The 22,300-nt window shown below is 72.1% G+C and carries 20 protein-coding genes; 8 read left to right on the forward strand and 12 right to left on the reverse strand.

Annotated features, from left to right (window positions below; genetic code table 11):
- Positions 1-384 precede the first annotated feature (384 nt).
- From AB0J02_RS08460 to AB0J02_RS08470, 3 genes are read right to left on the reverse strand one after another with little or no spacing between them, the layout of a single operon-like run.
- The gene (locus AB0J02_RS08460) at positions 385-1,434 is read right to left on the reverse strand and encodes an alcohol dehydrogenase catalytic domain-containing protein (RefSeq protein ID WP_363193038.1); all 1,050 of its coding nucleotides are present in this window, start codon (positions 1,432-1,434) and stop codon (positions 385-387) included.
- 57 nt (positions 1,435-1,491) lie between these two features.
- Positions 1,492-2,688, reverse strand: a complete 1,197-nt coding sequence (locus tag AB0J02_RS08465) for an acyl-CoA dehydrogenase family protein (protein WP_363192810.1) — start codon at positions 2,686-2,688, stop codon at positions 1,492-1,494.
- A gap of 37 nt (positions 2,689-2,725) precedes the next feature.
- Positions 2,726-3,640, reverse strand: coding sequence for an SDR family oxidoreductase (locus AB0J02_RS08470; protein WP_363192811.1), 915 nt, complete (start codon positions 3,638-3,640; stop codon positions 2,726-2,728).
- A 101-nt stretch (positions 3,641-3,741) separates the two neighbouring features.
- On the opposite strand from AB0J02_RS08470, the gene AB0J02_RS08475 reads away from it, so the two are divergent.
- Positions 3,742-4,668 (forward strand): cyclase family protein, encoded by a 927-nt coding sequence (locus AB0J02_RS08475; protein WP_363192812.1) that lies wholly within the window; start codon positions 3,742-3,744, stop codon positions 4,666-4,668.
- Positions 4,669-5,002: 334 nt separating this feature from the next.
- Here AB0J02_RS08475 and AB0J02_RS08480 read toward each other — a convergent pair whose 3' ends face one another.
- The 3 genes from AB0J02_RS08480 to AB0J02_RS08490 form a co-directional block, all read right to left on the reverse strand.
- The gene (locus tag AB0J02_RS08480; protein WP_363192813.1) at positions 5,003-5,464 is read right to left on the reverse strand and encodes an ATP-binding protein; all 462 of its coding nucleotides are present in this window, start codon (positions 5,462-5,464) and stop codon (positions 5,003-5,005) included.
- A 457-nt stretch (positions 5,465-5,921) separates the two neighbouring features.
- The gene (locus AB0J02_RS08485) at positions 5,922-6,782 is read right to left on the reverse strand and encodes an acyl-CoA dehydrogenase family protein (RefSeq protein WP_363192814.1); all 861 of its coding nucleotides are present in this window, start codon (positions 6,780-6,782) and stop codon (positions 5,922-5,924) included.
- Position 6,783: 1 nt separating this feature from the next.
- A complete protein-coding gene (locus tag AB0J02_RS08490) occupies positions 6,784-7,932 on the reverse strand; it encodes an acyl-CoA dehydrogenase family protein (RefSeq protein WP_363192815.1) in 1,149 nt (382 codons plus the stop codon).
- 164 nt (positions 7,933-8,096) lie between these two features.
- Here AB0J02_RS08490 and AB0J02_RS08495 point away from each other — a divergent pair, with 164 nt between their 5' ends.
- Positions 8,097-9,644, forward strand: coding sequence for an AMP-binding protein (locus AB0J02_RS08495; protein WP_363192816.1), 1,548 nt, complete (start codon positions 8,097-8,099; stop codon positions 9,642-9,644).
- A gap of 15 nt (positions 9,645-9,659) precedes the next feature.
- Here the strand turns inward: AB0J02_RS08495 and AB0J02_RS08500 are convergent, their stop codons facing one another.
- Complete coding sequence (locus AB0J02_RS08500; RefSeq protein WP_363192817.1) at positions 9,660-10,157, reverse strand: EF-hand domain-containing protein; 498 nt, start codon at positions 10,155-10,157, stop codon at positions 9,660-9,662.
- A 139-nt stretch (positions 10,158-10,296) separates the two neighbouring features.
- On the reverse strand, positions 10,297-10,671 hold the full coding sequence (locus AB0J02_RS08505) for an STAS domain-containing protein (RefSeq protein WP_363192818.1): 375 nt from the start codon (positions 10,669-10,671) through the stop codon (positions 10,297-10,299).
- Positions 10,672-10,985: 314 nt separating this feature from the next.
- Here AB0J02_RS08505 and AB0J02_RS08510 point away from each other — a divergent pair, with 314 nt between their 5' ends.
- Positions 10,986-11,558 carry a sigma-70 family RNA polymerase sigma factor gene (locus AB0J02_RS08510; protein ID WP_363192819.1) on the forward strand — a complete coding sequence of 191 codons (573 nt, stop codon included), beginning with the start codon at positions 10,986-10,988 and terminating at the stop codon, positions 11,556-11,558.
- Positions 11,555-12,811 (forward strand): MDMPI N domain containing protein, encoded by a 1,257-nt coding sequence (locus AB0J02_RS08515; RefSeq protein WP_363192820.1) that lies wholly within the window; start codon positions 11,555-11,557, stop codon positions 12,809-12,811. The genes AB0J02_RS08510 and AB0J02_RS08515 overlap by 4 nt, the downstream gene beginning before the upstream one ends.
- A 23-nt stretch (positions 12,812-12,834) precedes the next feature.
- Here the strand turns inward: AB0J02_RS08515 and purU are convergent, their stop codons facing one another.
- Both purU and AB0J02_RS08525 read right to left on the reverse strand, forming a co-directional pair.
- Complete coding sequence (gene purU / locus AB0J02_RS08520; protein WP_363192821.1) at positions 12,835-13,713, reverse strand: formyltetrahydrofolate deformylase; 879 nt, start codon at positions 13,711-13,713, stop codon at positions 12,835-12,837.
- A gap of 64 nt (positions 13,714-13,777) precedes the next feature.
- Positions 13,778-14,278 (reverse strand): hypothetical protein, encoded by a 501-nt coding sequence (locus AB0J02_RS08525; RefSeq protein WP_363192822.1) that lies wholly within the window; start codon positions 14,276-14,278, stop codon positions 13,778-13,780.
- Positions 14,279-14,395: 117 nt separating this feature from the next.
- Here AB0J02_RS08525 and AB0J02_RS08530 point away from each other — a divergent pair, with 117 nt between their 5' ends.
- The gene (locus tag AB0J02_RS08530; protein ID WP_363192823.1) at positions 14,396-15,664 is read left to right on the forward strand and encodes an ABC transporter substrate-binding protein; all 1,269 of its coding nucleotides are present in this window, start codon (positions 14,396-14,398) and stop codon (positions 15,662-15,664) included.
- 21 nt (positions 15,665-15,685) lie between these two features.
- Here AB0J02_RS08530 and AB0J02_RS08535 read toward each other — a convergent pair whose 3' ends face one another.
- Both AB0J02_RS08535 and AB0J02_RS08540 read right to left on the reverse strand, forming a co-directional pair.
- Positions 15,686-17,218 (reverse strand): hypothetical protein, encoded by a 1,533-nt coding sequence (locus AB0J02_RS08535; RefSeq protein WP_363192824.1) that lies wholly within the window; start codon positions 17,216-17,218, stop codon positions 15,686-15,688.
- 156 nt (positions 17,219-17,374) lie between these two features.
- The gene (locus tag AB0J02_RS08540; RefSeq protein ID WP_363192825.1) at positions 17,375-18,763 is read right to left on the reverse strand and encodes a transcriptional regulator; all 1,389 of its coding nucleotides are present in this window, start codon (positions 18,761-18,763) and stop codon (positions 17,375-17,377) included.
- Between the two features lie 315 nt (positions 18,764-19,078).
- Between AB0J02_RS08540 and AB0J02_RS08545 the strand changes: the two genes are divergently transcribed.
- From AB0J02_RS08545 to AB0J02_RS08555, 3 genes are read left to right on the forward strand one after another with little or no spacing between them, the layout of a single operon-like run.
- Positions 19,079-19,765, forward strand: coding sequence for a bifunctional DNA primase/polymerase (locus tag AB0J02_RS08545; RefSeq protein WP_363192826.1), 687 nt, complete (start codon positions 19,079-19,081; stop codon positions 19,763-19,765).
- Between the two features lie 56 nt (positions 19,766-19,821).
- Entirely contained in the window at positions 19,822-20,607 is a 786-nt protein-coding gene (locus AB0J02_RS08550) for an ABC transporter ATP-binding protein (protein ID WP_363192827.1), read from the forward strand.
- A complete protein-coding gene (locus tag AB0J02_RS08555) occupies positions 20,604-22,181 on the forward strand; it encodes a transporter (RefSeq protein WP_363192828.1) in 1,578 nt (525 codons plus the stop codon). The genes AB0J02_RS08550 and AB0J02_RS08555 overlap by 4 nt, the downstream gene beginning before the upstream one ends.
- Positions 22,182-22,300: the final 119 nt, after the last annotated feature.

The raw sequence follows: 22,300 nt of genomic DNA on the forward strand, positions 1-22,300 counted from the left end.
CAGCCACCCACGAGACCTCCATCACCAGAAGAGCCCGAAGGAACCGGCACTCAGCCACCAACGAGACCCCCATCGCCGCTGGAGGCGCTGAATCACCGGCGCTCAGTCGCTCGCGAGACAGACGAGGGCGGCCGGAGTGGGCGGCGATCCGAGCACCCCACCGGCCCTCAGGCCACGTACGAGACGGGAGGGGACGGTCGGGGTATGTGCGCGCGCAGCACAGACCACGCGGTAGCGGCGGCCGAAGGAGTGGGCGATGCCATCAAGATGGCGAGCACGGACATACCCCGGGCGGCCCCGGACCCACCCCGACACCTGCCGGAACGAGACGGAAAGCCGCCGGCGAAGCACCAGACGGCCACCCTCCACTCCTGGCGACAGGTTCTAGAACGTCAGAACCCCCCGGGCGACCCGCCCGGCCTCCGCGTCCGCGACCGCCTCCCCGAACTCCTCCACCGGATAAGTCCGTGTCACCAACTCATCCAGCAACAACCGCCCTTCCCCATAAAGATCCGCGTACAGCCGAATATCCCGCTGCGGCCGAGACGACCCGTACCGACACCCGAGCACGGACTTGTCCAGGAACAACGCGGCCGGCACAAAAGACGCCTCCGCATCAGCCGCCGGCATTCCGAGCAACACCGCCTGCCCATGCCGGTCCAGCAACTCGATCGCGGCCCGCACCAGCCCCACCCGCCCCACGCACTCGAAGACGTGATCGGCCCCGTCCGGCAGAACCCCCCGCACATCCGCCACATCCGTCAGGAACTCGGTCGCCCCGAACTGCCGCGCAACCCCCTCCTTCCCCGGGTTGGAATCGACGGCAACGATCCGCGACGCCCCGGCGATCCGGGCCCCTTGAAGCACGTTCAGCCCCACACCCCCCGCCCCGATGACCACCACGGAGTCCCCCCGGTCGACCCGGGCCCGGTTCAGCACGGCCCCGACCCCGGTCAGCACCCCGCACCCGATCAACGCCGCCGACGTCAGCGGAATCTCCTTGGGGATCTTCACGGCCTGCACGGCCTTCACCACGGTCCGCTCGGCGAAGGCGGAGTTCGAGGCGAACTGATAGACCGGCTCACCGCCCCGCGAGAACGGCTGCCCCGGCCGCCCGATCGCGTTGCGGCACATGGTCGGCCGCCCCCGGTCGCACTCGGCGCAGGTCCCGCAGTTGGCCAGCGTGGACAGCGACACGTGATCCCCGGCGACGACATGCGTCACCCCGGCGCCCACGGCCTCCACCACACCGGCCCCTTCGTGCCCGAGCACGACGGGCCGAGGAAACGGAATGGTCCCGTCGATCACCGACAGATCGGAGTGGCACAACCCGGCGGCGGCAACGGCGACAAGCACTTCTCCGGCCCCGGGCTCCCGCACTTCCAGGTCATCCACAACAACAACCTGCCGCCCGTCAAACAAAACACCCCGCATACGACCCCGCCCCGCACCCGCACCCGCACCCGCACCGCGATTCAACCCACTCATGACCTACGCCTCCCTGGGCAGGCCGAGCACGCGCTCGGCGATGATGTTCCGCTGAATCTCGTCCGACCCGCCATAAACGGTGTCGGCCCGGCTGAACAGGAACAACCGCTGCTGCTGATCAAGCTCGTACGGGGCCGCGGCCGACCAGTCCCGGGGCCCCACGGCCCCGCCCGCCCCCCGCACCCGCAGAGCAAGCTCCCCGAGCCGCTGATGCCACCCGCCCCACAACAGCTTGGCGACGCTGGGCGCCCCGCCCCCCACGGCGTCCGGCGCGCCCCCCAAGGTCCGCAGGGCGTTCCACCGCATGACCCGCAGCTCGCCCCACATCCGTACGAGATCCCCGGCGATCACCGGATCAGCCACCGCGCCGGACTCCACGGCACCCGCCACCACACCCCGCAACTCCTCCTCGAACCCGACCTGTTGGGCCAGGGTGGAGACCCCCCGCTCAAACCCGAGGAGTCCCATGGCGACCGTCCACCCGCCCCCCGCCTCCCCCACGACATCGGCCGCGAGGGCCCCTTCGAAGAACACCTCGTTGAACTCGCTCGTCCCGGTCAGCTGCCGGATCGGCCGTACGTCGATACGCCCCGGCTGATCCATCGGCACCAGCAGGAACGACAGCCCCCGATGCCGCCGCGACCCCGCTTCCGTCCGCGCGAGCACGAAGCACCAGTCGGCCTCATGGGCCAGCGAGGTCCACACCTTCTGCCCGGTGACCCGCCACCGCCCGTCCGCGCCCCGCTCGGCGGCGGTCCGCAGCGAGGCGAGATCCGACCCGGCGCCGGGTTCGCTGTACCCCTGGCACCACAGTTCCTCCCCGCGCGCGATGGGCGGCAGGAAGCGCCGCCGCTGCTCCTCGCTCCCGTACGCGAGCAGCGTCGGGGCGAGCAGGTTCTCGCCGATGTGCCCGTACCGCCCCGGGGCGCGGACCCGCGCGTACTCCTCGGCCCACACGACCTGCTGCGTCAGGCCGGCGACACGATTCCCGTAGGAGCCGTCACCCCACCCGATCCCGATCCACCCGCCGCGCCCCAACTCGGCTTCCCAGGCCCGCCGTTCACCCGCCGCGACGTGCTCACTACCGGGCCCGCCCCGCCCGGCAACACCGGAGAACCGCCCACCGATCAGTCGCTCCTCCAACCACGCCCTGGCCTCCAGCCGAAACGCCGCGTCCTCAGCTCCGAACCCGAACTCCACGCCACCACCGCCCACTTGGGAATGCACCGGCAACGGTTCACTGATTGGGCCGTTCCTTGGCGGCAGCGGCCCGCGCCATCTCCTCCAGCACCGCAAGCATCGGCATCGGATCGACACCGACCGTCCCGGGCAGGAAGTCGGCGATCCGCTCGGGCGTCCACGGCCCGTCCGCCGCGTACCCGGCCCGCAACTCCCGCGGCTGCGCCCACACGGCGATCTTCGGCCCGGCCACGGTGTACACCTGCCCGGTGATCTTCTCGGCGCGGGCCCGCTCGCTCAGCAGGTAGACGACGAGGGCCGCGACGTCCTCCGGCTCCCCGATCTCCTTGAGCTCCATCGGCACGTTCGCCGACATCCGGGTACGGGCGACGGGCGCCACGGCGTTCGCGGTCACCCCGTACTTGTGCAGCCCCAGGGCGGCGCTGCGCACCAGCGAGATGATCCCGCCCTTGGCGGCGCTGTAGTTGGCCTGGGCGACGGACCCCTGATGGTTGCCGCTCGTGAATCCGACAAGGGTCCCCGCACCCTGCTTGCGCATGACGGCGGAGGCCGCCCGGAAAACGGTGAACGTCCCCTTCAGATGCGTCGCGACGACCGGATCCCACTCCTCCTCGGACATGTTGAAGAGCATCCGCTCGCGCAGGATCCCGGCGACGCACACCACCCCGTCGAGCCGCCCGAACTCCTCCACGGCCGTATCCACGATCCGCTGCCCGCCGGCCATGGTCGACACGTCGTCGGCCACCGCCACGGCGGTGCCCCCCGCGGCCTCGATCTCCTTCACCACCCCCAGCGCGACCTCGGACGTGGGCTCGGATCCCTCCATGGACACCCCGTAGTCGTTGACGACGACCTTCGCGCCCTCGGCGGCGCACGCCAGCGCCACCGCGCGCCCGATGCCGCGCCCCGCCCCCGTCACGGCGACGACCTTGCCAGCCAAGAAGTTCCCCACGCCCGGCCCCTTCCCGCAGTTTCTGACGACCCGTTAGATTTCGCTCAGGTTCGGATTCTACGACCCGTCAGATACCGGAACACAAGACCCGGGAGGCCCCGATGCCGCTGCCCGCCGAGTTCCACGACATCGCCAAACGCGTGAACAACTGGGGGCGTTGGGGTGCGGCCGACGAGATCGGCACCCTGAACCTGGTCACGGACGAGGTGGTCCGCGAGGCGGCCTCCGAAGTTCGTACGGGCCGTCGCGTGCCCCTCGCGCTGCCGCTCAAGGAGGACGGCGTGCAGTCGGGCCTGATCCCCGGCCGCGTCAACCCGTTCCACACCATGGTCCAGATCAACCAGCAGATCTTCGGCCCGGGCACGGTCGCCACCAGCGACGACGCGGTGACGATGGGGCTGCAGGCAGCCACCCACTGGGACGCGCTCACCCACGTCTCGCACTCGGGCCGGCTCTACAACGGCCGCCCCGCGGACACCATCACGGCGCACGGCGGCTCGGAGTTCAGCGGCATCGACAAGGCCCCGTACATCGTCTCGCGCGGCGTCCTGCTCGACGTGGCGGCGGCGAAGGGGCTCGACCGGCTGCCCGGCGACCACGCCGTGACGCCCGAAGACCTGGACGAGGCCGCGGAGTTCGGCCGTGTCACGGTGCGCGCGGGCGACATCGTGCTGGTCCGTACGGGCCAGGTGCAGGTGTATCTGACCGGCGACAAGCACGGTTACGGCTATCCGTCGCCGGGCCTGTCGGTGCGGACCCCGGAGTGGTTCCACGCCCATGACGTGGCGGCGGTCGCGAACGACACCCTGACCTTCGAGATCTTCCCGCCGGAGATCGAGAACCTGTGGCTCCCGGTGCACGCGCTCGACCTCGTGGAGATGGGCATGCTGCAGGGCCAGAACTGGAATCTGGAAAGTTTGTCCACAGCCTGTGGAGAAGAAAGCCGCTACGCGTTCCTGCTCTCGGCGATGCCCGAGCCCTTCAAGGGGGCGACGGGCACCCCGGTCGCACCGGTCGCGGTGCTCTGAACTCCGGGGAAGGGTCAGGTAAGAGTCGGGGAAGGCCGGGGAAGGGGCGAAGCCTCAAGGGGCGCGAGGGCCGCGCCGGGAGCGGCCACGACCCGCACCCGGCAACGAACCCGGCACCCCCGAGGCGACGATCCGGATTTTCGCCGAGGGCCCCCGTCACAAGGGCCCTCGACGTCCCCTCACAGCGAATCGCTGACCATAAGCGTGATCAAACGGACACTCCACGTCAACAGCCGTCCGGGTATTTGCCTTTAATGCGTCTATTGTTCGGGGCGCGCACGGAAGCATGGGGCGGGGGCGGACCCGGCGCGTTCGCACCTGGGCCCCCTCGGCATCACACCGCCTCGACAACCACTCCGTCATACACAGGGAGCCCCCTGACGGCGGACGCGGCGCAGCGGTCGATCTCGCACCAGATCGCCTTGCCCGCCCCCTCGGGCCGCCAGCCCCAGCGGTCGGCGAGCCCGTCGACGAGTTCCAGACCGCGTCCGTTCGTCTCCTCGCCGGCCGCGTGCCGGGGAGCCGGCGGGCGGTCGCTGGAGTCGGCCACCTCCACCCGCACCGTGCCCGGACACTGCTCCTGGATCCCGGGCAGCACCATGCGGAGCACCGCCGGATGCCCGGTGTGCACCACCGCGTTGGTGACCAGTTCGGAGACGAGCAGGATCAGCGTCTCGGCGAGCGGCTCGTCGGCCTGTATCCCCGAACCGGCGAGGCGCGAGCGCACCCACCTCCGGGCCCGCCCCACCTCTGCGGGGTCGGCCCCGACCTCCAACTGAACCTGAAGCACCTGCACCGCTCACACCATCCGAACCGGCGGACACGTCGCCTCGCGCCACTGACCATCCTGGACACTGCCATGGATCACAGTCCGTGATCCCGTTGCTGCACAGCATGGTTGACGTACAGTCACCCCAACAAGCGCTTCGGGCATATTCCAGCGCGAAGGAGTACGCGTACGGCATACTGTGCGACGCGTCTCGCGGGGGGTCGAACAGGCGGGCGTGACGCTCCGCCCTGCACTGCGAGCGGCGCACATCCCCGGTCCGGAGGCCGCCTCGGAGGCAACCCCGGCACCTTCGCTCGGGTTCAGCACCACTCGCATCTGCCACAAGGTACCGGAGCCGAACCCCGACTCCACGCCGTGACGACCCTCCCGAAGGACACAACCCGGTATCGACGTACGGTCACTGTCCGTGCACCCTTGCGGGCACCCTTCCGGGGCTCCGTCCCTCATGGCATCGGCCGGGCCCTCACAGGGCGGCGGCGAGCGCTTCCTCGGCGGCCCGCGCGCTGCCGCCCAACTCGGCCCGCACCCAGGCCCGCTTCAGATGCAGATGGACGTCGGCCTCCCACGTGAACCCCATGCCACCGTGCACCTGGAGGCAGTCGCGGGCTCCCTGGACGGCGGCCTCGTCGGCGAGCAGTTCGGCCGCGGCGATCTCGACCGGGTCCCGGGTGACGGCAGCCGCGTAGACGGCGGCGCGGGCCACCTCTACCCGTACGAGCATCTCGGCACACAGGTGCTTGACGGCCTGGAACGCTCCGACGGGCTGCCCGAACTGCTCGCGTTCCCGGGCGTGTTGGACCGCCGCCTCCAGGGTGCGACCGGCCGAGCCGAGCTGTTCCGCGGCGTACAGGAGGGTGGCCTCGGCCGGGGGCGCCGCCTCGTCACCGGGCACCTTGTGCAGCGGGGTGAGGGGGTCGACCGACGCGAGCGGCTCGGCGCCCCGGGTCTCCCCGCGCACCACGTCGGCCGCGTCCAGCCAGGGCACGAGCGCACCGAACGGGCGGGTCACGACCACGTCGCCGGATGCCGCGCCGGGCACGTCCCCGGCCGCGAGGAACGTCGCCACCAGGGGCCCCGGCAGCAGCGCCCGCCCGCACTCCTCGAACATCACGACGGCCTCCGGCAGACCGAGCCCGGTACCGCCCGCCGCTTCCGGCAGGCACAGCGAGAAGAGGCCCGCCGCCCCGAGCTCCCGCCACAGCGCCCGGTCGAGCGCGGGCCGCCCCACCGCGCCGCGCAGCGCGTCCCGGCCGAACCGCCCGGCGAGCAGCTCCCGGGTCCCGCCCCGCAATGCCCGTTGTTCCGGCGTCAGTTGGAAGTGCATGTCAGCGGCCTCCCCGCGGCCCTCTGGGCAGTCCGAGAATGCGCTCGGCGACGATGTTGCGCTGGATCTGGGACGTACCGGCCGCGATCGTGTACGACAGCGACGACAGCCGGTCGAGCGTCCACTCCTGGCCGGCGTCCAGCGCCCCGGCGGGTCCGAGGACCCGGGCCGCGGCGTCATAGAGCCGCTGCCGTGCGTGCGAGTACCGCAGCTTGAAGACCGATCCGCCCACGCCGGGCACCCCGCCGCTCGACTGCGCCTCGCTCACGTTCCACTGCGTGAGCCGCCACAGGGCACTGAACTCGGCGGACAGCAACGCGAGTTCGCGGCGCAGTACGGCGTCGTCCCAACGTCCGCTCTTGCGCGCGTGCGCCGCCAGCTCGCCGAGGACCCGCCGGCAGGCGACGACCTCGCCGACGAAGGCGGTCCCGCGCTCGAAGGACAGCGTCACCATCGTGACGCGCCAGCCGTCGTTCTCGTCGCCGACCCGGTTGGCGACCGGCACGCGTACATCGTCGAGGAACATCTCCGCGAACTCCGTGGACCCGGCGAGCGTGCGCAGCGGGCGCACGGTGATCCCCGGCGTGTCCATCGGCATGGCCAGCCATGAGATGCCGCGGTGCCTGGGCGCGTCGGGGTCGGTCCGCACGAGCAGCTCGCACCAGTCGGCGACCTCGGCGTGCGAGGTCCAGATCTTCGAGCCGTTGATCACGTACGTGTCGCCGTCGCGTACCGCACGGGTGCGCAGAGCCGCGAGATCGGAGCCCGCGTCCGGCTCGCTGAACCCCTGGCACCACACCTCGTCGCCGCGCAGGATGGCCGCCAGCCAGCGGGCTCGCTGCCGCTCGCTGCCTTCGGCCGCGACGGTCGGTCCGGCGTGCAGCAGGCCGACGAAGTTCGCGCCCACGTACGGCGCGCCCGCCTTCTCCGTCTCCTCCAGGAAGAGCAGCCGGGTGGTCGGCGAGGCGTCCCAGTGGACGTCCCCGTACCCGGCGTCGTAGAGCCTGCGCTGCCAGGCCGTGTCGTAGGCGCGCCGGCCCGGCCAGTCGTCGGGCGACGGCTTCGCGGGCAGCGTGGGGAGCACGTTCGCGAGCCACTCCCGCAGCCGCGTCCGGAACTCCTCTTCCTCCTCGGTGTACGTGAGGTCCATCCGCGTACCCGCCCCTCCGCCACATCTGATGACCCGTCAGATGAAGGCTAGTCCCGCGCCTCTGGACCGACAAGAAGCACGGACTTACCCTCTCCTCAGAATCTGACGTGCCGTCAGTTGTGGCGGTCGTGAAGTCACTCGCGCACTCGTTGGAGGTCACGGCAATGACGCGGAGCACCGCACACGCCCTGGGCGCGTCCCGCACACTCTGGGAACTGGTGGAGCGACGGGCCGCGCTCACCCCCGACCGTCCGGTCCTGCTGCAGGGCGCCCGGGCGCTCACCTTCGGCGCGTTGCGGGACCGCGCCGAGCGCGTCGCGGCGGCCCTGTACGAGCGGGGCGTCCACCCGGGCACCGTGGTCGCCTGGCAACTGCCCACCCGCATCGAGACAGCCCTGCTCACCTTCGCCCTGGCCCGGATCGGCGCCGTCCAGACCCCCGTCATCCCGTTCTACCGGGATCGTGAAGTCGGCTTCGCGCTAAGGGAGTCCAAGGCCGACTTCTTCGCGACCCCCGGGGTGTGGCGCGGCTTCGACCACACGGGGATGGCCCGCCGGCTCGGCGCGCGCGGCGTCTTCGAGGCGTACGAGAACCTGCCGGAGGCCGATCCGGCCGCGCTGCCGCCACCGCCCGCCGACGGCACGGCGGTCCGCTGGATCTACTGGACCTCCGGGACGACCTCCGACCCCAAGGGCGTGCTGCACACCGACCGTTCGCTCATCGCGGGCGGCTCCTGCCTGGCGCACGCGCTGCACCTGTCCGCCTCGGACGTCGGCTCCATGGCCTTCCCGTACGCGCACATAGCGGGCCCGGACTACACGGTGATGCTGCTCCTGTACGGGTTCCCGGCGGTGATGTTCGAGCAGTTCGCCCTGCCGGACGCGCTGGACGAGTACCGGCGGCACGGGGTCACGGTGGCCGGCGGGTCGACGGCGTTCTACTCGATGTTCCTCACCGAGCAACGCAAGGACCCCGAGCGGAAGTTGATCCCGACGCTGCGCCTGCTGGCAGGCGGCGGCGCGCCGAAGCCGCCCGAGATCTACCACTCGGTGGTGCGCGAGATGGGCGTCCAGCTCACGCACGGGTACGGCATGACCGAGGTGCCGATGATCACGATGGGGGCGCCGGACGACACGGCGCACCACCTGGCGACCGCGGAGGGCCGCCCGCCCGAGGGCATGGAGATCCGCATCGTCGATCCGGACGGGAGCGGCGAGCGGCTCCCCGCCGGGACCGACGGCGCGGTGCGGCTGCGCGGGGAGGCGGTCTGCCAGGGCTATCTGGACCCGCGCCAGAGCGCGGACGCCTTCGACGCGGACGGCTTCCTGATCACGGGCGACCTCGGCCACGTACTGCCCAGCGGGCACCTGGTCCTCACCGGCCGGGCCAAGGACATCATCATCCGCAAGGGCGAGAACATCTCGGCCAAGGAGATCGAGGACCTGCTGCACCGGCACCCCGCGGTCCAGGACGCGGCGGTGATCGGCCTGCCCGACGCGGAGCGCGGGGAGCGGGTCTGCGCGGTCCTCGAACTCCGGCCGGGAGCCGAGCCGTTGACCCTGGACGCGGCCACGGCGTACCTGCGGGAACAGGGCCTGTCCACGTTCAAGCTGCCCGAGCGACTGGAGGTCCTGGACGCCCTCCCCCGCAACGAGACGCTCCGCAAAGTCCTCAAGTACAAGCTGCGCGAGCGGTACGCGGACGGGGGGTGAGCCTGCCCGGAGGGCTCAGTCCGGGACGGTGAAGTACCGCGCGAAGCCCTGGACGACCTCTTCCTCCGAGATCCGGCCGTCCCCGTCCGCGTCCAGCGCCGCGGCCGCCTCCGAGGCGACCTCGGCCTCGACCCCCAGCACTCTCAGCACGCGCTCGGCCGCGTCCGCGCCGAGCCCGGCGCCCTCCGGGTCCGCCACCGCGATCGCGGCGCGCAGGAACGGCCGGGCGATCTCGGCGAACCGCTCGGGGCTGTCCCGCAGCCGCTTCACGGCCCCGGTCACGAACTCGCCCCGGGTCACCCGCTGGTCCCCGTCCACGTCCGCGATCCCGGCCATGCCCTGCCAGAACGCCTCGGCCCCGGCGAACAGCGCCTGCCCCTTGTCGCAACGGGCGGTCGTGCCGAACTCGGCGAGCAGCGCCTTCGCCGCGACGTAGAAGTCCTCGCGGTCGATGTATCCGTTGCCGTCCTGGTCGAAGCCGGCGAACCGGGCCGCGATCCTCCGCTCGTCCATGCTGATGAGCCGCCTCTCGCATCGGTGGGTCCTACATCTGGGAGCGTACGTCGGCAGGCGGCACCCAGGGCCACAAGTGCGACGTTTGTGGCAGGACCGGCGAATTTCCGGGACATGGATGTGGCCCGGCGGCCGCCCCTCAGGCCGACATCGGCTCCGCCTCGTCGTCCACCGCCGCCGCGACGTCCGGGTACACCTCGAAGAGGCGGCGGACGCCGAGGGCGCCGAGCACCCGGTTCACGTGCGAGCCGTCGACCGCGCCCTTGGCCGGCAGGATCACCCGCAGCCGTCCCTGGCAGGAGCGCATCAGACGGCGCGCGGCTATCAGCACCCCGACGCCGCTGGAATCGCAGAACAGCACGTCGGAGAGGTCGAGCACGAGACTGCGGCGCCCGTCGGCGACCGCTTCGTGGACCTGCTGGCGCAGCGCCGGGGAAGTCACGAGGTCCATCTCGCCCGATACCCGCACGACGGCCCAGTCGCCCCGTCCTGTTTCGGTCACCCTGAGCGTCACTCGCCGCGCCTCCTCTCACTCACCGATCCGGAATTCATCACTACGCTTGCACTGCGCGGCTGCCCGGGGGCAACGCGCTGAAACACCCCCGCAGGCCTATCACATATGACCTGGTTAAGGCCTGGCCGGTCACATTCGGGAGCTTCCGGTCGGAGGGCCGGGGCCGGACCGGCCCCGGCCCTTCCGCTCTTTATCACCCACTGCCCCACCGATACGCACAATGCGGCAAAGGGTCGTGCGTTGTCGGCACCGAGCATTACATTCGAGTAGTAAGAACGCAGTTCAGAAATACGGGCGGTCGGTGAGGGGGCCCCATGCCCAAGGACACTCCGTCCCGCTGGGACCGGAGGATGCAGCAGCGCCTCGCGCACGGCGAGGCCGCCGCGCTCGGCGAGCTGTACGACCGGTTCGCCTCCCTGGTGCACGGTCTCGCCCACCGCGTCCTGGACGACGAGGACGCCGCCGACCAGATCACCCGCGAGGTCTTCGCCCGGATCTGGGAGAACCCCGACTCCTACGACCCCAAACAGGGCCCCCTGCGCTCCTTCATCGCCACGCTCGCCCACCACCAGGCCGTCCAGCGGCTGCGCCAGACCGAATCCGCCGCCCTCGTACGCACCGGCCTCGGCACCACCGAGGACCTGGAGCGCAAGGTGCGCCGCGCCTCCGCCGCCGCCCGCGCCGACTACATCGTGACGTCGATGCCCGCCCCGCTGCGGGCCGCCCTGGAGCTCGCCTACTTCCAGCGCCGCGACTACCGCCAGACCGCCGCCGACCTCGGCGTCACCGAGGACGAGGCGCGCCGCCGCCTCCGCCTCGGCCTGCAACTGCTGTCCACGGCACACGACAGCGGCACACCGCCCGGCCGGTACGGGAGGCCTGCGTGAGCGGGGCACACGGGCCAGGACGATTCGACCCCTTCGACGACGATCCGGACGGCGGACAGCACCCCGGCGGACCCGCGGACGCGCCCCGTATACCGACACCCCGCGTCTCCGTCGAGGACACCGGGCGCCCGCTCCCCGACCTGCCCGCGCCCGAGCGCCTCGTCCTGGACCACCGCGTCCTCAAGTCACTGCTCGGCGCCTGGGCGCTCGCCGCCTGCTCGCCCGAAGAAGCCGCGGCCGTCGACGACCATCTGGGCGACTGCGGCACCTGCGCCGAAGAAGCACTGCGGCTGCGCGACGCCGTCGGCCTGCTGCACGCCGAGGAGTCCCTCGACCTCGACCCGCTGCTGCGCTCCCGCGTCCTGGAGGGCTGCCTCACCCGACGCCCCGCGCGCATCCCCGTCCCCGCCTGGGCCGCCCCGTACGACGCCGAGACCGCCCGCCTCGACGCGCTGCTCCAGGACATCGGCGACGGCGAGTGGCACGCGCCGGTGCGCCTGCGCTGGTACGAGCAGGAGGAGCAGGTCAGCCGCAGGACCACCGTCGCCGGAGTCATCGCCCACCTCACCAGCGTCGACGGTCTGATCGCCCGCGCCATCGGCCTCGACGACCCCCTCGGCACCCCCGCCCCGGACGGCCTCGGCCCCGCCGCCCGCACCGAGGCGTACTGGACGGCGTCGCACTACCCGCCGACCCGCGCCGTGCGCGCGCCCTGGCGGGACCAGTCCCACTCCCTGATCCGCACGGTCTCCTTCGCCGGATCGGGCGCGCCGGGCGCCGACGGCTCGGGCCAGCTCCCGGTCCCGTACGGCGACTTCGACCTGGCCCTGCGCGACGCCATGATCGACCGGGCCTTCGAGTGCTGGATCCACGCGGGGGACATCGCCGACGCGGTGGACTACCCGTACGAACCGCCGGCCCCGCGCCACCTCAACCGCATGATCGACCTCGCCGCCCGGATGCTCCCCGGCTCGCTCGCCGCCCGCCGCGGTACGGCTCCCCCCGGTGAGCCCGGGCGCAGTCTGCGTCTGGAGGTCGAGGGCGCGGGAGGCGGTGAATGGCTGATCGCGCTCGACGGGGGCACCGACGGCTCCGCCGGGCGGCAGGTCGCTCATGTCGCCCTGGACGGGGTGGAGTTCTGCCGCCTTGCCGCGGGTCATGTGTCGCCGGACGAGGCGGCCGCCGGGCAGGTCGGCGACCGGGTCGCGATCAGGGACGTGTTGTCGGCGACGGCGGCGCTGAGTCGGATGTAGGGGCCCCGCCGGCCCGCGGCGAACTACGCGAACACGACCGTCCGGCGCCCGTTCAGCAAGATGCGCCGCTCCGCGTGCCACTTGACGGCCCGCGCCAGCGCCTGGCACTCCACGTCCCGGCCGATCGCGACCAGCTGGTCCGGCGTGACACCGTGCCCGACCCGCTCGACCTCCTGCTCGATGATCGGCCCCTCGTCGAGGTCGGCGGTCACGTAGTGCGCGGTCGCCCCGATCAGCTTCACGCCACGGGCGTGCGCCTGGTGATACGGCTTCGCGCCCTTGAAGCTCGGCAGGAACGAGTGGTGGATGTTGATGATGCGCCCGCTCAGCTGCTTGCAGAGGTCGTCCGAGAGGACCTGCATGTACCGGGCGAGCACGACCAGCTCGACCCCCTCGTCCCGCACCAGGTCGATGACCTGCTGCTCGGCCATCGCCTTGGTCTCCTTGGTGACCGGGATGTGATGGAAGGGGATGTCGTACGAGCCGACGAGCTCGCGGAAATCCGTGTGGTTGGAGACCACGGCGGCGACGTCGACGGGCAGCGCGCCGATCCGGGCGCGGAAGAGAAGATCGTTCAGGCAGTGGCCGAACTTGCTGACCATCAGGATGACCTTCATCCGGTCAGAGGCCCGGTGGATCTGCCAGTCCATCTGGAACGAGTCGCCGATCGCGGCGAAGCTGGCGCGCAGCTTCTCCGCGGTGACGGGGGCGTCCGCGCTGAAGTGGACACGCATGAAGAACAGTCCCGTGTCGTGGTCACCGAACTGCTGACTGTCCTCGATGTTGCAGCCGGTCATGAAGAGGTAGCTCGACACGGCGTGCACGATGCCCTGCTTGTCGGGGCAGGAGAGGGTGAGGACGTACTGCTCGGGGCCGGTGGCGACAGGTGCGGACGCGTTCATGCGAAAAGGTTCGCACATCGGCGGCGCCGGGGGCTTCCCCGTCTTGGGAACCGGACCGCCGGTGTCACGCCGCCCGGGTCATGATCCGCAGCACTTCGAGGGTCTGGGGCGGCGCCTCGGGGTCGTCTCCGTCGCTCGTGGCGAGCCGCACGTGCGCGTCCCGGGCCGACCGCACGGCCTCCGGCCATCCCGGGTCGTCCACATAGGCGGAGACGGGCGCGTCGGGTCCGACCTGGTGCATGATCCGCAGGACGCGCAGCACGGCGGTGTCGACCAGGGCGGCCTCCTGCGAGTCCCTGAATATCGTCCCGACGTATTTCTCGGCGGACCAGTTGTCCAGCCAGGTGTCCTCGACCAGACGGTAGACGGCGTCGGTCACGTCGCCGTACCCGTCCACGCCGGCCAGCCAGACGTTTCGCTGGAACGACGGGTCGGAGAGCATGTGCAGCGCGGAGCGCACATTGCTGCGCCAGCGCCACCACGGCATGTCGTTGAGTGGCATGCCGTCCATCTTTGTGGAGCGACGGCCGCGACGGGAAGAGTTCTCCGAGCTTTGCACGGTCATCGATCGTACGTCCCGGCCGCCGACGCCCCGACCACCCCCCGTAATTCACCTGCGTGTCACCACACGTTGACCGCGGGTCACTCGGCGGTTCGGGATGCGGCGGAATCGTGCGGGTCCATGACCGGTCGGCGTCACACCACCATCAAGAGCACCCTCCGTATCGCTGCCGTCGTCACGGGCGCCGCCCTGGTGACCGGCTGCGGACTGGTCCCCGGGGCCACCGGGGGCGCCGGGGACCGGACGGTCACCGTGATGACCTGGGCCCCGGAGAAGACCGACGCGACGAACATGCCCGGCATGCCGGCCATGGCCCAGGCGTACGCGCGCTGGGTCAACGCCCACGGCGGCATCGGCGGCCGGCAACTGAAGGTCCTCACCTGCAACGACCACAACGACAGCGTGGAGGCCGCGAAGTGCGCCCGCTCCGCCGTCGACCAGCACGCCGTCGCCGTCGTCGGCTCCTACAGCCAGCACGGCCGCGCGTTCCTCTCGCCGCTGGAGTCCGCCGGCATCCCCTACATAGGCGGCTACGGCGTGAGCGACGCCGAGTTCACCAGCCCGCTCTCCTACCCGGTCAACGGCGGCCAGGCCGCCCTCCTCGCGGGCAATGGCGAGCAACTCGCCGACGCCTGCGAACGCACCGTCCTGATCCGCCCCGACACCATCGCCGGTGACGAACTCCCCTCCCTGCTGAACACCGGCCTCGCCCTGCGCGAACGCCCCGCCGCCACCGACCTGCGCGCCGCGGAGAACGCCACGGACTACGGCGGCCAGGCCCGCCGGGCACTGGCCACCGCGAGCGCGGGAAGCGCCGGAGGCGGCTGCGTCGCGGCTGTCCTCGGGGACCGCACGGACACCTTCTTCGACTCGTTCCGGCGGCTGCGCGCGGACTATCCGGCGGTACGCACGGCGTCCGTCCTCGGCAGCGTCGACCAGACCGTCATCAACCGCACCGGCGGCGCGAGCAGCCCGTACGAGGGCGCGTACGTCACCGGCTGGTACCCGGCGGCCGACGACGCGCGCTGGAAGCCGATGCGCGCGGCCATCGGCGAGCAGGCCTTCGGCGACAACCGGATCGACCCGGCGGACGCGGGCGTGCAGACCACCTGGATCGCGTACACCGTCCTGAAGCAGACCATCGAGAAGCTCGGCGACGCCGACGTGACCGCGCGCGCCCTGCAGACCACCCTCGACACGGGCGTCAAGATCACCACGGGCGGGCTCACACCACCGCTGCGCTGGGGCTACGACCACATGTCGGCGGCCGGTGACTTCCCCCGCCTGGTCAACTCCCGGGTCGCCTTCCAGCAGGTGCGCCAGGGCCGTCTCGTCGCGACCCGCAAGGGCCTGGTGGACGTGATGGACACGCTGGCGAAGGCGCCCTGAGCAGGGCGCCCGCCCACAGCCTCACAGCTGTACGGCCGTCCGCTGGGTCAGCCCGAACTTCGAGGCGATCTGGTTCCACAGCCCGGCGGCCTTCGTCTTCTGGGTGGAGGCCGTTGCGCTGGACGAGTCACCCGCGTGGCGCTGGCCCGTCACCTTGGCGTGCCCCTTGTGGCACCCCTTCTTCCCCGCCGCCTGGTCGCCCCACGCCGCGTAGTGGCTGTCCGCCGACGCGGACGCCTTCCACGCCCGGGTGAGCGCGTCCTTCAGCTCGGCGTTGCCGGGGAGCTGGTCCACGGCGAGGCCGTTCAGGCGCGTCACCAGGTTGTTGCGCTGAGTCGCGGCGTCCCGCAGGGCCTGCGAGGCCGGGCCGAGCTCCTTGCAGCCACCGATGTTGGCGACGGCCCCGACAACGGCCTCGCGGCTGTTGTTGGAGTCGGCGAGCAGCTTGTCCAGGGCGACGGCCTGCGCCTTCGCCGGGTCCGCGGCCGGCGACGACTGGTCCGAGGCCGCGGGCGAGGAGTCCGAGACGGTCTTGGTCGCGTCCGACTTGCTGTCGTCGTCACCGCCGCTGAGCAGGGCGCCCGCGCCGACACCGACGATGAGGAGTCCGACGCCGATCGCCGCGATCAGCGGCACCTTCGAACCGGTGCGGGGCTTGCGGCGCGGCTGCTCCGGCTCGTACGAGTGCTGCTGCGGCGGTACCTGGGGCCCGCGCCCGCCCGGGGCCTGCTGGGCGTGCGCGGCGCGCTGCGGGTGCGCGGTGTGCTGCTGGGCGTGCGGGTCGAAGCGCGGCATCTGCTGCGTCGACGCGGCCTCGCCCTCCGGCTCCGTACGGAACAGGGCGTCGAACTCGGCCGGCGGCTGCCGCTCGCCCGGGGCGCCGGGGCGGATGTCGTAGGGCATGCCCTGCGGCTGCGACGGCTGTGCGGGCACCGGCGGTATGTACTGGGTCGCCTCGCTGTCCGGGCCCCCGGGCACCGCGTCGGGCAGCGCGCCCGGCATCGGCTGCTGGACCGCGCGGCCCAGGTACTGGGTGGCGTCCGCGACAGGAGCCTCGGGCGGCAGCGGAGCGGCCGCGTACTGCTGAGGCTGCTGGTTCTGGTGCTGGTACTGGTTCTGGTGCTGCGGCGGCTCCGCGACCGGCGCGATGTACTGCGTGGCGTCGCCGTCGAAGGACTGGCCGTACGAGGCGCCGTAGGCACCGCCGTGCGAGCCGTCGTAGCCGGTGGGCGCGGCGGGCGGCAGCGGGGCCGCCGGACCGTGCTGCGGCGGCAGCGCCTGGGCCGGCATCTGCGGCGGCAGCGGGCTGCCCGCCTGCTGCTGCGCGGCCGGCTGCCCCCACTCGTACGTCGGCATCGGCCCGGCGGCCTGTGCCTGCTGGGACTCGGGCCCCCACGGCCGGCCCCACGGGGCGGCGCCCGCGGGTCCTGCCTGGTCGCCGAACGTGCCCGGCAACAGGGGCTCTCCACCGTCCGCGGGCAGCACGACGCCTTCGTGCGCCTGCCGTGCCGCGGGGAGATGCGGATCTTCGCCCTGTCCGCGCTGCTGGGTCACCGGGACTCCTACGTATGGGGGACCTTCGGAATCGTCGGCTCACGCTACCGGGTCCCCGTACGCCCGTGCTACGCACCTCAAAACCCGGAAGCCTCCCCCGTGACCGGAGTAACAAAACAAGGCTGCCGGGCGCTGATTACGCGCCCCGCCCCAGGATCACGCCGCCTGAAGCTCCACGCGCGCCCCGAACTCCCGCACCACGGACTCCTCCCGGAACGGTTCCAGCCGTTCTCTGAAGTCCTCCAGATACTCCGCGCCCCGGTTGGAACGCAAGGTGTTGAGCAGCTCCACCGCCCGGTAACCGGTGTGGCAGGCCTGCTCCACCTCACGCTGCTGCACCTGCGCCGTGGCCAGCAGGACGAGCCCGATGGCACGCCGTCTGGCCCGCGACTCCGGGTGCCCGTCGAGCGCCTCCTGCGCACATCGCGCGGCATCCCGCGCCTGCCCCAGATCCCGGTGGCAGTGCGCGAGTTCGTCCGCGAGATAGGCGTGATCGAAATGGCCGATCCACACCGGGTCGTCCCCGGAGTCCGCCCGCCCCTCGGCCCGCTCCAGCGCGGCAACCGCCTTGCCGGAGGCGTCCTGTGCGGACCTGGCGTCCCCGAGAAGCGCGTGACCGCGCGCCTCGGCGGCGTGGAACATCGCCTCCGCACGCGGCGTCACACGCCCGCGCGTCCCCTCCTGCGCCGCGCGCGCGAGCTGCGCGATCTCGCGCGGATTGCCGAGCTGCGCCGCCAAGTGACTCATGGACGCGGCCAGTACGTACCCGCCGTACCCGCGGTCCCCGCCGGCCTGGGCCAGCCGGAGCGCCTGGATGTAATAGCGCTGGGCCAGGCCCGGCTGCCCGGTGTCGACCGCCATGTATCCGGCCAGCTCCGTCAACCGGGCGACGGCGGCGAACAGTTCACGCCCCACCGCCTCCCGGTACGACCCGGCGAGCAGCCCGCTCACCACACTGTTCAGGTAATGCACCACCACCGGGCGCACATGCCCGCTGCCGTACTGGTGGTCCAGATCGGTCAGCGCCTGCGTCATCGCCCGCACCGCCGCCACGTCCGAGGGGCCGACACGCGGCCCCGCGGACCGCGCGACCTGCGCGTCGGGCACGGAGATCAGCCAGTCGCGGCTCGGTTCGACGAGCGCGGACGCCGCCACCGACGACCCGGACAGAAAGTCCCTGCGCCCCACGTCACTTCGCCACAGCTCACACACCTGCTCGATGGCGCCGAGCACGGTCGGCGAGAACTGCAGGCCGACACCGGACGCGAGGTTCTTCCCGTTGGCCATGCCGATCTCGTCGATCGTCACGGTGCGGCCGAGCTTGCGGCCGAGAGCCTCGGCGATGATCGCCGGCGCCCGGCCGCGCGGCTGCTGCCCGCGCAGCCAGCGCGCCACCGACGTCTTGTCGTAGCGCAGGTCGAGACCGTGCTCCGCTCCGCACATGTTGACCCGGCGGGCCAGGCCCGCGTTCGAGCAAGCCGCCTCCTGGATGAGTGCCTGCAGCCGTTCGTTGGGCTGTCGCGCGACGAGTGGCCGTGCGGCCATGGCGTACCCCCTGCTGTGCCCGTCTCCCGGTGTCCGGCTGCCGATGGACAGCCGGTCGATGGATCACTGCCCGGCGGAGAAACGGAAGATGCACCACAAACGGGTACCAAAGCGCCCGCCCGGCGTGGCGTCGCCACGCGTGGCCTCCTCCCGCGATCTCCCCCTCGTACAGTCACCGCACTACCCATCCCCCGCTGCCGCCTCGCATGCGCGCCCCCACCCATGCATCCATGCGCCCCGCATGCCGGAACGATGCTCCCGTCCCACCCTTGTATGCGCCCGTAACCCCTGATGGTGGCGGGAGTTGAGAACGTCGTGGAAGAGACCATCGCAGGCACATCGGACGTCACCTCACCCGTCACAGCTGCCGGACAGATCCCCCAGCAGCGCGGCGACTCCCTCCTCGACACGGCCGTGCGCTACGCGGAAGAGCGGCACTGGGACGTGGTCCCCGGCACCTGGCTGGAGTTCGACGGCGGCGTCCAGCGCTGCTCGTGCGACGACGCCCGGTGCGCCACGCCCGGCTCCCACCCCGCGCGCCCCGACTGGGCGTCGCAGGCGACCGGCAGCGCGACGGTGGCCCGCCGCATGTGGTCCAAGCACCCGAAGGCGGCGATCCTGCTGCCCACGGGCCGTACGTTCGACGCCATCGACGTGCCGGAGACCGCCGGATTCCTCGCACTCGCCCGCATGGAACGCATGGAACTCACGCTCGGCCCGGTCACCCGCACCCCCGACCGCCGCATGCAGTTCTTCGTGCTGCCCGGCGCCACCCTCAAGGTCCCCGACCTCATCCGCAAACTGGGCTGGCCCCCCGCCTCCCTCGACCTGGTCTCGCTCGGCGAGGGCGAGTACGTGGCGGCGCCGCCCACCCGCTTCGGCAGCCAGGGCGCGGCCCAGTGGGCCTGCCGCCCCACCGCCGCCAACCGCTGGCTGCCCGACGCGGAGGAGCTCATCTCGCCCCTCGCGTACGCCTGCGGGCGCGAGCGGGGCCGCGGCTAGGCGCTGTCGTATCGTGCGCAGACGCACGACGACGCCGACGAAGGGAGCGGGCCCAGGTGACCTCGGCCGAGGAGACTGCAGCCGTACGCGTACACGACCTCTGGAAGTCCTTCGGGCGGCAGACGGCGGTCGCGGGCATCGACCTCGTGCTGCCCGCCGGCAGGTTCATCGGGCTCGTCGGCCCGAACGGGGCCGGCAAGACCACCACCCTCTCCATGGTCACCGGACTGCTGCGGCCCGACCGCGGCACCGTGCACGTGGCGGGCCACGACGTCTGGGCCGACCCGGCCGAGGTCAAGGCCCGCATCGGCGTCCTGCCGGAGGGCCTGCGCCTCTTCGAGCGGCTCTCCGGACGTGAACTCCTCGCCTACACGGGCAGACTGCGCGGCCTCCCCGGCGCGGAGGTCGACAAGCGCGCGGCCCAGCTCCTCGACGTGCTCGACCTGTCCTCGGCGCAGCACAAACTGGTCGTCGACTACTCGACCGGCATGCGCAAGAAGATCGGCCTCGCCGCGGCACTCCTCCACAACCCCGAAGTCCTCTTCCTGGACGAGCCGTTCGAGGGCGTCGACCCGGTCTCGGCCCAGACGATCCGCGGCGTCCTGGAGCGCTTCACCCGGGCCGGGGCCACCGTCGTCTTCTCCTCCCACGTCATGGAGCTGGTGGAATCGCTCTGCGACTGGGTCGCCGTGATGGCGGCGGGCCGCATCCGGGCGCAGGGCCCCCTGGCCGAGGTCCAGGGCGACGCGGCCTCACTGCAGCAGGCGTTCCTGCACCTCGTCGGGGCGGACGGCCGCAACGACGGCGGCACGCTGGACTGGCTGGGCGGCGACCGACGATGACCCGCGTCCTCGTCCAGCTCAAACTCGCCCTGCTCCGCAACGGCCTGCGGCAGTCCGCCGGCCGGCGCGCCGCCTACATCGCCTCCGTCACCGTCGTCCTGCTGATCGCGGCGCTCCAGCTCCTCGGCCTCGTCCTCCTCCACGGCACCGCGCACGCCGCCACCGTCGGCATCCTCCTCACCGCCCTGCTCGCACTCGGCTGGGCCGTGCTCCCCCTCTTCTTCCCCAGCGGCGACGAAACCCTCGACCCGACCCGCCTCGTGATGCTGCCGCTCCGCCCCGACCCGCTGGTACGCGGACTGCTCGTGGCCTCACTCGTCGGCATCGGCCCCCTGTTCACGCTCTGCCTGACCGCCGGCGCGGCATACGCGGCCGCGCGCGGGCCCGCGGCCGCGGTCGTCGCCGTACTCGCGGTCCCCCTCACCGTCCTCACCTGCGTCGCCCTCGCGCGGGCCGTCGCCGCCGCCAACATCCGGCTGCTCACCAGCCGCAAGGGCCGCGACCTCGCCGTCCTCAGCGGCCTCGTCGTCGCGATCGGCGCACAGCTCGTCAACTTCGGCGCGCAGCGGCTCGGTTCGGCGGGCGGAGTGGGGGCGCTCGACCCCGTGGCGGACGTACTGCGCTGGATCCCTCCGGCCTCGGCGATCGGCGCGGTCTCCGCCACGAGCAGCGGCTCGTACGGTCCGGCAGCGGTCCAACTGCTGCTCTGCGTCGCCGGTTTGGCGGCCGTGCTGGTCAGCTGGCGGCGCTCCCTGACCCGCCTGATGACATCCCCCGACGGGTCGACCATCCAGGCCGCGGAGCCCGGCCGCCGCGGCCGCCGCACCGGCAGCGGCCGGCGCCTGCTCCCGGCCGGCCGCACCGGCGCCGTCATGGAGCGCGGCCTGCGCTACGTATGGCGCGACCCGAAGACCAAGGCCGCCTGGGTCACGTCCCTCGCCATCGGCCTGATCATCCCCGTCCTCAACGCCGCCCAGGGCACCGGCTCCGTCTACTTCGCGTGCTTCGCCTCCGGCATGCTCGGTATCCAGATGTACAACCAGTTCGGGCAGGACACCTCCGCCTTCTGGATGGTGGCGATGACCATCGCATCGCCCCGGGACGCCTACGCCGAACTGCGTGCCCGGGCCCTGGCACTCCTCCTGATCACGCTCCCCTACGCCACCCTCGTCACCGTCGTCACGACGGCGATGCTCGGCGCCTGGGCGGACCTCCCGGAGGTCCTGGGCCTCTCCTTCGCCCTCCTCGGCGCGATGCTCGCGACGGGCGCCTGGTCCTCGGCCCGCTTCCCCTACTCGATCCCGCAGGAGGGCTACAAGAACGTGGCCCCCGGCCAGGCCGGCCTCGCCTGGATCTCCATCTTCGGCGGCATGGTGGCCGCGGCCCTCCTCTGCGCCCCCGTCCTGGCCCTCACGATCACCCTGCACGCCTCGGGCGCCGACAGCTGGTCCTGGCTCCTCCTGCCCGTCGGAGCGGCCTACGGCGCGGCGGCGGCCTGCCTGGGCCTGCGCCTGGCGGCCCCGCGCACGGCGGCGCGGCTGCCGGAGATCCTGGCGGCGGTGAGCAAGGGCTGACGAAACGCAGGCGACCCACGAGCCATGGTTCCTCCCGTACGAGACGGTCGGAAGCCGGCCGGACGTACCGGCGGCTCGCGGGTCGGGTGACTGCTTGGGAATAGGGCCGGCTGCACGCA

The organism is Streptomyces sp. NPDC050264, assembly GCF_040655895.1.
Taxonomy (GTDB): domain Bacteria; phylum Actinomycetota; class Actinomycetes; order Streptomycetales; family Streptomycetaceae; genus Streptomyces.